General features: G+C 60.1%; 14 protein-coding genes. 12 read left to right on the plus strand and 2 right to left on the minus strand.

Features of this window, described 5'->3' with window-relative positions; genetic code table 11:
* The 11 genes from PKC81_RS11100 to pal all read left to right on the plus strand — a co-directional run.
* On the plus strand, positions 1 to 730 hold a 730-nt coding region (locus tag PKC81_RS11100; protein ID WP_324336052.1), incomplete at its 5' end, for a YebC/PmpR family DNA-binding transcriptional regulator.
* Positions 730 to 1,197 carry a crossover junction endodeoxyribonuclease RuvC gene (gene ruvC, locus PKC81_RS11105; protein ID WP_324336054.1) on the plus strand — a complete coding sequence of 156 codons (468 nt, stop codon included), beginning with the start codon at positions 730 to 732 and terminating at the stop codon, positions 1,195 to 1,197. The genes PKC81_RS11100 and ruvC, both read left to right, overlap by 1 nt.
* Positions 1,198 to 1,450: 253 nt before the next feature.
* Positions 1,451 to 2,059 (plus strand): Holliday junction branch migration protein RuvA, encoded by a 609-nt coding sequence (ruvA, locus tag PKC81_RS11110; protein WP_324336055.1) that lies wholly within the window; start codon positions 1,451 to 1,453, stop codon positions 2,057 to 2,059.
* 83 nt (positions 2,060 to 2,142) lie between these two features.
* Positions 2,143 to 2,496, plus strand: a complete 354-nt coding sequence (locus PKC81_RS11115) for a hypothetical protein (RefSeq protein ID WP_324336057.1) — start codon at positions 2,143 to 2,145, stop codon at positions 2,494 to 2,496.
* Positions 2,493 to 3,515 carry a Holliday junction branch migration DNA helicase RuvB gene (gene ruvB / locus PKC81_RS11120; RefSeq protein ID WP_324336059.1) on the plus strand — a complete coding sequence of 341 codons (1,023 nt, stop codon included), beginning with the start codon at positions 2,493 to 2,495 and terminating at the stop codon, positions 3,513 to 3,515. The genes PKC81_RS11115 and ruvB overlap by 4 nt, the downstream gene beginning before the upstream one ends.
* A gap of 292 nt (positions 3,516 to 3,807) precedes the next feature.
* Positions 3,808 to 4,266, plus strand: coding sequence for a YbgC/FadM family acyl-CoA thioesterase (locus PKC81_RS11125; RefSeq protein ID WP_324336062.1), 459 nt, complete (start codon positions 3,808 to 3,810; stop codon positions 4,264 to 4,266).
* 141 nt (positions 4,267 to 4,407) lie between these two features.
* A complete protein-coding gene (gene tolQ, locus PKC81_RS11130; protein ID WP_324336064.1) occupies positions 4,408 to 5,100 on the plus strand; it encodes a protein TolQ in 693 nt (230 codons plus the stop codon).
* Positions 5,101 to 5,110: 10 nt separating this feature from the next.
* A complete protein-coding gene (gene tolR / locus PKC81_RS11135) occupies positions 5,111 to 5,587 on the plus strand; it encodes a protein TolR (RefSeq protein WP_324336066.1) in 477 nt (158 codons plus the stop codon).
* Positions 5,588 to 5,591: 4 nt separating this feature from the next.
* Positions 5,592 to 6,419 (plus strand): hypothetical protein, encoded by an 828-nt coding sequence (locus PKC81_RS11140; RefSeq protein ID WP_324336068.1) that lies wholly within the window; start codon positions 5,592 to 5,594, stop codon positions 6,417 to 6,419.
* Between the two features lie 14 nt (positions 6,420 to 6,433).
* Positions 6,434 to 7,792, plus strand: a complete 1,359-nt coding sequence (gene tolB, locus PKC81_RS11145; protein ID WP_324336070.1) for a Tol-Pal system beta propeller repeat protein TolB — start codon at positions 6,434 to 6,436, stop codon at positions 7,790 to 7,792.
* 35 nt (positions 7,793 to 7,827) lie between these two features.
* Entirely contained in the window at positions 7,828 to 8,355 is a 528-nt protein-coding gene (pal, locus tag PKC81_RS11150) for a peptidoglycan-associated lipoprotein Pal (protein WP_324336076.1), read from the plus strand.
* 119 nt (positions 8,356 to 8,474) lie between these two features.
* Here the strand turns inward: pal and PKC81_RS11155 are convergent, their stop codons facing one another.
* Positions 8,475 to 8,897, minus strand: a complete 423-nt coding sequence (locus PKC81_RS11155) for a DUF6491 family protein (RefSeq protein ID WP_324336078.1) — start codon at positions 8,895 to 8,897, stop codon at positions 8,475 to 8,477.
* 87 nt (positions 8,898 to 8,984) lie between these two features.
* On the opposite strand from PKC81_RS11155, the gene PKC81_RS11160 reads away from it, so the two are divergent.
* Complete coding sequence (locus PKC81_RS11160) at positions 8,985 to 10,169, plus strand: CoA transferase (RefSeq protein WP_324336080.1); 1,185 nt, start codon at positions 8,985 to 8,987, stop codon at positions 10,167 to 10,169.
* A 124-nt stretch (positions 10,170 to 10,293) separates the two neighbouring features.
* Here the strand turns inward: PKC81_RS11160 and PKC81_RS11165 are convergent, their stop codons facing one another.
* Complete coding sequence (locus PKC81_RS11165) at positions 10,294 to 11,559, minus strand: SulP family inorganic anion transporter (protein ID WP_324336082.1); 1,266 nt, start codon at positions 11,557 to 11,559, stop codon at positions 10,294 to 10,296.
* Positions 11,560 to 11,562: the final 3 nt, after the last annotated feature.

Here is an 11,562-nt window from a genome sequence, read left to right on the forward strand (position 1 = left end):
CAAATTCAAGAACATCATGCACCGCAAGGGCGCGCAGGATAAGAAGCGCTCGGCGATGTTTTCCAAGCTCAGCCGCGAAATCACCGTCGCGGCGAAGATGGGGATGCCCGATCCGGACATGAACCCGCGCCTTCGCCTCGCGGTCAACGCGGCCAAGGCTCAGTCGATGCCCAAGGACAATATCCAGCGCGCGATCGACAAGGCGGCTGCCGCCGGTGGCGAGGATTATGAAGAAATCCGCTATGAAGGCTATGGCCCGGGCGGCGTTGCTGTCATCGTCGAAGCCTTGACCGACAATCGCAACCGCACCGCCACCAATGTGCGCACCGCGTTCAGCAAAAATGGCGGCAATCTGGGCGCGTCGGGTGCGGTGAGCCATGGCTTTGATCGCATGGGCCTGATCACCTATCCCGCCAGCGTTGGCGATGCCGACACCGTCTTTGAAGCAGCACTCGAAGCGGGCGCCGAAGACGTTGAAAGCGGTGAGGAAGAGCACAGCATCTGGACCGCGATGGACGCGCTGCACGAAGTGTCCAAGGCATTGGAAGCGACGCTGGGTGCTGCCGAAAGCGCAAAGCTCGCTTGGAAGCCGCAGATATTGGTCGAAGTGGACGAAGCGAACGCTGCAACGCTGTTGAAAATGATCGACGCACTGGAAGACGATGACGACGTCCAGACCGTATGGGGCAATTATGACGTCTCTGACGAGGTGATGGCGAAGCTCGGCTGATGATCATTCTCGGTCTCGACCCCGGCCTTGGCACCACCGGCTGGGGTATCATCGCCAAGGAAGGCAACCGCCTCAGCCATATCGATAATGGCGAGATCAGCACCGATGCAAAAATGCCGCTCGCCAACCGGCTGGTCGCGATTGACGAAAAACTCCGCGCGGTGCTCGACCATTTCAAGCCCGACTGTGCGGCAGTCGAGGAAGTGTTCGTCAACAAGAACCCGCAATCGACGCTGAAGCTGGGGCAGGCGCGTGGCGTGGTGCTGCTCGGTGCGGCGCGCAACCGCACCCCCGTCACCGAATATGCCGCGCGGCTGGTCAAGAAATCGGTGGTCGGCACCGGCAAGGCGGACAAGGACCAGATCGCCGCGATGCTCCGCGTTCTGATGCCGGGGCTTAAGCTGGCGGGTGAGGATGCGGCGGACGCGCTGGCGGTTGCGGTGACGCACGCACACCATATTCGTTAGTGCTCGGACGAGACGCAGTGTCGGTCTTTTTCACGCAAAGGCGCAAAGGAAAATAAGGGCGAAGCCCTTTATCCAATGGTAGCGTTCGCCTTAGGCCAGGTGACATTGATTGGCTGCGCCGTCCCCTTCATTATCTTTGCGCCTTTGCGTGAAACAAATGGCATAACCTCTGCATTCCTGCACACCGTAAGATTTGGAACAAAACAGGAAATACCCCTTCGACAATCACGTTTAACGTGATTAAGAGAGCGGCATGATCGCAAAACTTTATGGCCGCATCGACGAAACCGGCGTCGACAGCCTGGTAATCGACGTCAATGGCGTCGGCTATCTGGTGCAAGCGAGTGCCCGGACGTTGGCGGTGCTCGGCGGTGCGGGGGATTTCGCGACGGTCTTCACCGAAATGCTGGTGAGCGAGAATGACCAGCGGCTGATCGGTTTCGCCAGCCGCGAGGAGCGCGACTGGTTTCGTCTGCTGATCGGCGTGCAGGGCGTGGGCGCAAAAGTGGCGCTGGCAATTCTCTCTGCGCTAGAGGCCGATGACCTGACCATCGCGATTGCCAATGGTGACAGTGCGATGGTCGCGCGGGCCAATGGCGTCGGCCCCAAACTCGCCAGCCGCATCGTCAACGAACTGCGCGACAAGGTCGGTGCGATGGCGGGTATCGGCGGCGGCGCGAAACTGGCGGCAGCTGCCAAGGCGGGGAACAACAATGTGTCCGATGCGGTCGCGGCGCTCACCGGCCTCGGCTTCAAGCCCGGCGAAGCACAAGGTGCTGTGGCGCTGGCGCTGGAGGAATTGGGTGACGGGGCAACGCTTGATGCGCTGGTAAGGCTGGCGCTGAAGAGGGCGGCGAAGTGACTGTTGACGGACGGCCCGATGAAAGTAGCTCTGCCGAGGCGGGCATTGGGGGGCGGCTGCCCCCATATCAGGTTTGGGCCTCAATGCGCATTCTGGGTTTGGTCGGAGCGGCGTTGGTTGTGGTGTGGATTTTCCATACCATGTACGCCCTGTTAGCTGCTGTTGACGGACGAAATGTGGGAATGCTGCCCGGATGGATATTTTTGGTTGGCGCTATCGTAGGTGGTACGGGCAAAAACTGGCGCAAAGACACGCCGCCGATATGCGAGTTTATTGGCAACATGCTAGCGTCGAAAAACTGTCCTGATTGCGGCCAATCGGTATTCAGTGACATGCCGCCATCTGGGTATGAGTCAGATCTTGCCAAGCATTCTTTTTGGCCAGCGCGTCTATGCGCCAATTGTGGACAAGACATGACGAAGCGCGTGTCCAAATGACGGACAACCCTCACCTCACCCCCATGCGCAAGCCTGAGGACATCGACGCGGCGCTGCGCCCGAAAAGCCTGACCGAATTTATCGGCCAGCAGGCGGCGCGGGAGAATTTGCGGGTGTTTATCGAGGCGGCGAAGTCGCGCGGCGATGCGCTTGACCATGTGCTGTTTTTCGGGCCGCCGGGGCTGGGGAAGACCACGCTGGCGCAGATTGTCGCGAAAGAAATGGGGGTGGGCTTCCGCTCCACCTCTGGCCCGGTGATCGCCAAATCGGGCGATCTGGCGGCGCTGCTGACCAATCTCGAAGAAGGCGATGTCCTTTTCATCGACGAAATCCACCGCCTGAATCCCGTGGTCGAGGAAATCCTCTACCCCGCGATGGAGGATCGCGCGCTCGACATCATGATCGGCGAAGGTCCATCGGCGCGCTCGGTGCGGATCGATTTGCCTGCCTTCACGCTGGTCGGCGCAACCACGCGACAGGGCTTGCTGACCACGCCGCTGCGCGATCGCTTTGGCATTCCGGTGCGGCTCAATTTCTATACGCATGATGAGCTGGAACTGGTCGTCACCCGCGCTGCCAAACTGCTTGATCTTGAAATTGCCGCAGATGGCGCGCGCGAAGTGGCGAAGCGTTCGCGCGGCACGCCGCGTATTGCCGGCCGCTTGCTGCGCCGCGTGCGCGATTTCGCCAATGTCGCGGGAGAAACGCTGGTCACGGCGAAAATCGCCGATGCTGCATTGAACCGGCTGGAGGTCGACAATCTTGGCCTCGATGCGATGGACCGGCGCTATCTGTTGATGATCGCCGATATCTATCGCGGCGGCCCTGTGGGGGTAGAGGCGCTGGCGGCGGGGCTTTCAGAACCGCGCGATACGATCGAGGATGTGGTTGAGCCCTATCTGTTGCAACTCGGCCTGATAGCACGCACGGCGCGGGGGCGGCAGTTGAATGGACCAGGCTGGAAACATCTTGGCATCACGCCGCCGACTGGCGCGCAGGACGGGTTGTTTGACAAATAACCTCGGATGATTGGGGCAAGCCCGCGAGCGGGCTTGCAAGGCGCGAAGACACGAAGATGTTATCACTGCCCGAAGGGCAGCTTAATTATTCGGGTACGATGAAATTTTTCGGTTCTGATTTGAGTGCGCTGCGCGCGAAATTTGCGTGAGCCCTTTGTGCCTTTGCGCCTTGCGTCACCGCTGGTGGCGCACCAATATTTGCTGACCAAGTGAGTCTCACGCACGACAAGTTGTGCACAAACCGTCCGAACCCCCTTCCTGTCGCGGAATCCTTGCGTTAAGCCCCTCTGCAATGAACGGGACGCAACCCTATAACGGCCATTTCGACGGGCCCCGCCACCTGTTCGCGGTGCGGGTCTATTTTGAGGACACTGACTTTTCGGGCGTCGTCTATCACAGCCGTTACCTGCACTTCATGGAACGTGCGCGATCGGACATGCTGAGCGTCGCGGGGATCAACCAGCAGGCGGCCTATGCAGGCGGAGAGGGCGTTTATGCCGTGACCGACCTGCACATCAAATATCGCGCGCCGGCGCATTTTGACGATGCGCTGGTTGTTGTCTCGACAGTCGAGGAAATCCGCGGCGCAAGCGTCGTCATTCATCAGAGAGTCATGCGCGGGGACCAAGTGCTGACCGAAGCAGAAGTCACCGCCGCTTTCCTGACGCCAGAGGGCCGCCCGCGCCGCCAGCCGCGCGAATGGCTGGCAGCGTTCGAAGGCATCAAGGCGGGCAGGGTGGAATTTAAATGAACGCATCAGTCCTACTTTTCGTCATTCCCGCGAAGGCGGGAATCCATCTCCCGCCGCTCAAATTTCATCGATCGGTGATGGGCCCCCGCCTTCGCGGGGGTGACGAAGTGTTCGAATGCGAGAGACTGTGAAAGAAACAAGATGGATTTGTTGATACTGAGCCAGGGCGCAAGCTTTTCCCCCATTCAGCTGTTTCTGGACGCCGACCTTGTCGTGAAGGCGGTGATCATCGGCCTTGCGCTTGCCAGCATCTGGGTGTGGACGATCATCGTCAGCTTCGTGTTGAAAATCCGGGGCATCAACAACCAGAGCGAAGCGTTCGAACGCGAATTCTGGCGGACCGAGGATGTCGATGGCTATTTCAAGCAGCACGGCAAATCCGACCTGCCGATTGCACGTGTGTTTGCGGCAGGCTTGGCTGAATGGCGGCGCTCGACAGCGGTGAAGACCCCGGACCGGCAGGGCACACGCGAACGCCTCGCCACAGCGATGGACTCTGCAATTGCGGCGGAAAGCGAAAAGCTCGCCAACCGTTTGAATTTCCTCGCCACCACCGGTGCAGTTGCCCCCTTTGTCGGTCTGTTTGGCACGGTCTGGGGCATCATGCGCAGCTTCGCCGCCATCGCAGCCGAACAAAACAGTTCCCTTGCGGTGGTCGCGCCGGGGATCGCGGAGGCGCTGTTTGCGACCGCGATTGGCCTGTTTGCCGCCATCCCTGCGGTGATTGCCTATAACCGCTTCTCGCACCGTCTGAACCAATATGAAGCGCGCATGGGCCGCTTTGCCGACGGCTTCTACGGCCTGTTGAGCCGTGAGCTGGAGCGGGAAGGCTAAGCCTGTGGCGATGAACCTCAACTCAGGCGGTTCCGCGCGCCGCGGCCGTCGCGGCAGCCGCCGCGCGCCAATGGCCGAAATCAACGTCACACCGTTCGTAGACGTGATGCTGGTGCTGCTCATCATCTTTATGGTTACTGCGCCATTGCTCGTTTCGGGCGTACCGGTGGAACTGCCGGAAAGCCGGGCCAATCCGCTCGACCAGAAAGATCAACCACTCGACATTTCGATCGACAAACAAGGCCAGGTGTTCATCGATAGTGCGCCGGTGAGTGCCGGTGAATTGTCGGCGCAGTTGGAAACGATTGCGTCAGAGCAGGACCCTGCCAATCCGCGCCAGATCATGCTGCGCGGCGACACCACCGTCAGTTATGGCGAGATGATGAAGGTAATGGGCGAACTCAACCGCGTCGGCCTCAATTCGGTCAGCCTTGTCACGACCGCCGCCGCCGCGCCGGTCACCCAGGGTTCATCGGAGGACGAATAGCCTGATGGCGATGGACCGTGCGGAAAGGATAGGACTGGGCACTGCCGTTGGCGGGCATGCGCTGTTGCTCGGCGCATTCGCGCTGGGTGCCTTCTTTACCGCCGACCGCATCACTAAGCCGCAGCCTATCTCGGTATCGCTGGTGGGTGAGGTCGCCGATGTTTCGACCGCGCCCGACCCGGTACTCGAGGAGCCTGCGCCAGCCGAAAGCGCAGCCGAACCAGCGCCGGCAGAACCTGAGCCGACGCCCGTGATGAAGGTTGAAAAAACACCCGAAAAGCCGCTGCCAAAGGTAGTCGAAAAGCCGACCCCCAAACCTGCGCCAAAGCCGACGCCGAAACCGGTGCAGAAACAGGCGGCGGCGCAGCCAAAGCCGAAGCAGACGACACAGCCAAAGCAGGCCACACCCAAACCTTTCAGCAAAAGTTTTGAAGATGCGGTGAAGGGCGCGGGGAGCAATCCCAAGCCGACGACTGGAACGTCACCCAAACAGGGCACCGTCGCGCGTAAGGCAGGGGCAGAGGTGAAACGCGAAGTGAACCTCGCACTTGGCCCGCAGATCCGCGACAAGATCGAACGCTGTGCGCCGACGGGCCTCGATATCCGCCAGATCGAAACCTTTGTGACGTTAAGCCTGGAACCCAGTGGCCGCGTGACCGACGTGCGCGTGGACAAGCAGACGGGCATCAACGACAATAACCGCCCACAGGCCGAGCCGTTGAAGCGGTGCATAATTCAGGCGGTGCGTGCCGCATCGCCTTTCAAGGGGCTCGACCCCGACTATCATGACATCTGGAAAACGCACGCCATGCGGCTGCGCGCGACGGGTTGAACGGGAACAGAGATATGAAACCGAACCGATCGATATTTGGCTTTTTCCTTGCCCTGATGGGACTTGTCGCGCTGGCGCCGATTGCCGCTGCGCAGGAGACCACCGCCCCCGCCGAGGACGAACCCGAGCTGGTCGAGTTCGACACCGCCAAGGTGCGCCGCATCGCTGTGCCCGCTTTGGTCGCGCCCAGTCCAGCTGACACGCCCGCCGGCAACAGTGCAAATCTGGGCCGCCAGATTGCTGAAGTGATTTCTGCAAATCTGCGTAACTCCGGCCTGTTCGAGCCGCAGGGCCCCGCTGGCATCCGCCCGATCACGCTCGAGGAAGTCACCGCGCCGCAATATGATTATTGGAAGGGCCGCAATGTCGAGCAACTGGTCGAAGGTTTTGTTCGCGTTGGCGGCGACGGCAATCTGACCGTTGGCTGCTATCTCTACGACGTCAATTTCGGGCAGGAACTCACCCGCCTCGGCTTCGTCGTCCCGCCGCGCGAATGGCGGCGCGCTGCGCATAAATGCGCCGATGCGATTTATTCGAAACTGACCGGCGAACTGCCCTTCTTCGACAGCCGCATCGCCTATATCGCCGAGACCGGGCCGAAGGGAAAACGCGTCAAGCGGCTGGCGATCATGGATTCGGACGGGGCGAACCACCGCTTCATCACCAATGGTCAGTCGACCGCGCTCACCCCGCGTTTCTCGCCCAATTACAAATCGATCCTGTATCTGAGCTATCAGGACGGCAATCCGCGTATCTATGTCTATGATATCGACAGCGGGCGGCAGCGGTTGATCACCGCGAGCAAGAACCCGACCTTCGCCCCGCGCTGGTCACCCGACGGGCAGACGATCCTCTATTCGATGGCGGTCGCGGGTAATACCGATGTGTACAAGGTGTCGGTCAATGGCGGGTCGCCTGTCAAACTGACCAGCGCACCCGGCATTGACGTGGGCGGCAGCTTCTCCCCCGATGGTCGCCAAATTGTCTTTGAAAGCGACCGCGGCGGCAGCCAGCAGGTCTATGTGATGAACGCCGACGGTTCGAACCAGCGCCGTATCAGCCATGGTGGCGGCCGTTATGCGACGCCCGAATGGAGCCCGCGCGGCGACCTGATCGCCTATACGCGCATCGCGGGCGATTTCCGTGTCGGCGTGATGCGTCCCGATGGTTCGGGCGAACGGTTGCTGACCGATAGCTGGCAGGACGAGGCGCCGACTTGGGCACCCAATGGACGCGTCATCCAGTTCTTCCGTACCGAACGAAATACGGGTAAAACAAGCGTCTGGCAGGTGGACCTGACGGGCCGCAACGAACGCAAGCTGCCGACCCCGGTCGATGGCTCGGATCCGGCTTGGGGGCCGGTGCTTCCATGAATGGTTTTGCGGGGCAGCAAGAAAGGAAAATCAAGATGACGAACAAGGCACGTACTTTCGCACTGTTGCTGGTCGCCAGCACCGCGCTCGCGGCTTGCGGCAAAAAGGAAATCAAGGACCTGCCACCGGTCGCCGACAACACCACATACGGAAATACCGGTGACACCGTGACACCGAGCGGCCCCGCTATCATTCCGGGCAGTCAGGAAGATTTCATCCAGTCGGTTGGCTCGATGGGCGATCGCATTTTCTTTGATACCGACCGCTTCAATGTCGATACTGCCGATCAGGCCGTGTTGCAGACGCAGGCGCAGTGGCTTGCGCGCTACCCCAATGCTCGAGTGACGCTGGAGGGGCATGCCGACGAACGCGGCACGCGCGATTACAACCTTGCACTGGGCGAACGCCGTGCCAATGCGGCGAAAAACTATCTGGCTTCACTGGGCGTCGATGCTTCGCGCATCCAGACGGTCAGCTACGGCAAGGAACGCCCACAGGCGCTTGGTTCGAACGAAGAATCCTGGGCGCAGAACCGCCGGGCGGTGACGGTAGTCGTCAGGTAGCAGAAGGATTTCCCCTCCCGTTTACGGGAGGGATTTGGGAGGGGGCGAGCCGAAGGCGAGCATCAGTGGTATCAGGCCCTCCCCCGGCCCCTCCCGCAGGCAGGAGGGGAGAAACAAGCCTACTTCGCCTTTTTGTAAGGTACAAATTCGCCAAGGCTGCAGACCGGCCCTTGAATGCCGCTCGTCCGGTCAACCAGCCTGATGATGTCGCCGCTGCACAACTGTCCGCTATAGGTTTCAACGACCATGATATCGTCGCCGCGGGTCAGACCCGGGCAGGTCGAACGCAATTTGTTCAAATATACTGTGCGGCCTGATTCCCGATAAAGAAGCGTATCGTCGCTTATGCGGATGGCGTTGACGTTACGGCTGTTGGAAATGCAATTGCGCGGTTCGCCCGCAACCTTACCCTTCAGTTCCTTTTCAAGGATTTTGGCTTCCTTGTCCCTGATAGGTGCGGGTGCCGTGTCGGCGTCGCCATAGGCGCACCCTGCCAATGCCATTGAAGCAATAAGTCCGAAACCGAGCCCTGAGCGCAACATATTCGTTCTCCGCGATTGATTTGCCGTATCGACATTAGTGTATAGCTGATTATCTGGACATGAACGAGAGAGAAACGGGAGAGAAAAGTGGGCGGTTGGCCAAAGCTGGAATGGGATGGGGAGCGGACCGGACCGCTGCAAAGCGTCAAGGTACTCGACATGTCGTCGGTCGTACTGGGGCCCTTTGCCACGGTGCAATTGGCCGATCTGGGTGCGGAAGTCATCAAGGTCGAAAATGCGCAGGGTGGCGGCGATATCATGCGCAAGGCGGGGGACAATCCCACTGGCGATCTAGGACCGATCTATGCCAGCCTCAACCGCAACAAAAAGTCGGTCGCACTGGATGCGTCCAAGCCGGAAGACAAGGCGGCGATCCTTGAACTTGCAAAAGGCGCGGATGTCTTTTTCCATAATGTTCGCATGGCCGGAATGGAGCGGCTTGGCCTTGGATATGAGGATATCAAGGCGGTCAATCCAGATATCGTTTACGTCCATTGCGCCGGCTATGGCGCAGACGGACCCTATGCCAAGCGGCAGGCCTATGATGACCTGATTCAGGCTGCCTCCGGCTTTGCCGCCTTGTTCGAGATGCGCGACAAGGGGCGTCCGCAATATGCGCCCTCGCTGGTGGCAGACAAGGTGAGCGGGATGTTTGCGGCCAACGCCGTGCTCGCGGCTTTACTCGGGCGTGCAAATGGACTTGGCGGGCAGTTTGTGCAGGTGCCGATGTTTGAATGCTTCACCTGGTTCCACATGGTCGAAAATCTGTGGGGCAACACCTTCCTGCCGGGCAATGGCAAAATGGCCTATACCCGCTCGATCAACCCGCGCCGGAGGCCCTATCCAACCAAGGATGGCTATATCGCGATCGTGCCTTATGCCGACCATCAGTGGGAACGCTTTTTTGAACTCGCAGGGCGTCCCGGCGTGTTTCAGGACCCGCGCTTTTCAAGCTACAAGGCACGACTCGAAAACACGACCGAACTATACGCGATGATCGAGGAATGCAGCGCGACCAAGACCACCGATGAATGGGTCGAACTGCTCGACGCAAATAACATCCCGGCGATGAAATATAATCGGATGGCTGATGTGTTCGATGATCCGCACCTGAAGGCCGTGGACTTTTTCGAAGAGCGCGAAGCAAAGGCGGGGTACATGTATCGTTCGATGCGGCACCCGGTGCATTATGCCTCCACCCCTGCGTCGATGTTCGCCGATCCACCCAGCCTTGATGCGGATCGGGATGAGGTGTTGGGGAATGGTGCATAACTGAATTGGGTTGGACGATTATTTTACCTTGGCCCTGAGCTTGTCGAAGAGCGCTTTTCAGTCGCAGCGCAAACCTTGAGGCTTGCTTCGACAGGCTCAGCACTACGGTTAATCAAGCAACCAGCTAACGGTCGCGCGGTGTCCAGCCAGTGTCGTCCTTGCCTTTGTCCAGCAGGCGCAGCGCGAGGCCAGCTGCTACGCCTACCCCGATGGCCACTGTCAGGTCGGTGATGACCGTCAGCACCAGCGTCATGAAGAACAGCCCTTTCTCCGTCAGCGGCAAATGCAGATGCTCGCGCCATTTTTCGGGCTCGCTCATGTTCCAGGCGGTCAGCATCAGCACGGCGGCGAGCGCGGGCAGCGCGAGCATTCCGGCCCAGCGCGCCGCAACCAGCATGATCGCAAGGATGAGGAGGGCGTGCACCAACCCGGCAACCGGTGTCTTGCCGCCTGCGCGAACATTGGTCGCAGTGCGTGCAATCGCCCCCGTTACCGGCATCCCGCCGAACAGGGCAGAAGCGACATTGCCATAGCCCTGTGCCATGATTTCGGCATTCGGGCGATGATGACCTTCGATCATCCGGTCGGCGACTATGGCCGACAACAGCGATTCAACGCCTGCAAGGAAGGCAATAATTAGCGCGGATGGCAGCAGTTCCTGAACCTTCGCCAGACTGAACGTGGGCAAGGAAGGCACGGGCAGGCTAGCTGGTAGCTCCCCGAACCGCGAAGCGATCGTATCGATGGGCAGCGCGACCATAGCGGCCAACACCGATCCTGCCGCAACCCCGATCACCAGACTGGGCGAGCGGGGGGCCCAGCGGCGCAGCACAACCATCAGCACCAGCGCCAGCACAGCGACGCCCACGGCGTAAAGGTTGCTGTTTGGCAGTTCCTTGGCGAGTATGGCTAATTTGGGCAGGAATTCTGCGGGTAGTTTTGCGATGTCGAGGCCAAGGAAATCCTTCAACTGGCTGGTCGCTATGATGATTGCGATGCCTACAGTGAAGCCGTTGATGACCGGCTCAGGCACCAGCGCGATCAAGCGGCCCGCACGGAAATAGCCTGCGACCAGCAATATTGCCCCTGCCATCAAGGTCGCCAGCACCAGCCCGTCATAACCATGATCGGCGATCACCGAATAGACCACGACGATGAAGGCCCCGGTCGGCCCGCCAATCTGAACCCTGCTGCCGCTGGTGAGCGAAATCACGAAACCGCCGATGATTGCCGTTACCAGCCCCTGCGCTGGCGTAGCGCCCGAGGCGATGGCAATCGCGATGCTGAGCGGGAGCGCAACCAGCGCGACCGTCAACCCGGCGAGCGCATCCTGCCGGAATAGCGACCAGCTATAGTCACGGATGGTTGTGAGGATCTTGGGCTGGCGCATCGC

It is taken from the genome of Sphingorhabdus sp., from assembly GCF_035329025.1.
Classification (GTDB): domain Bacteria; phylum Pseudomonadota; class Alphaproteobacteria; order Sphingomonadales; family Sphingomonadaceae; genus Sphingorhabdus_B.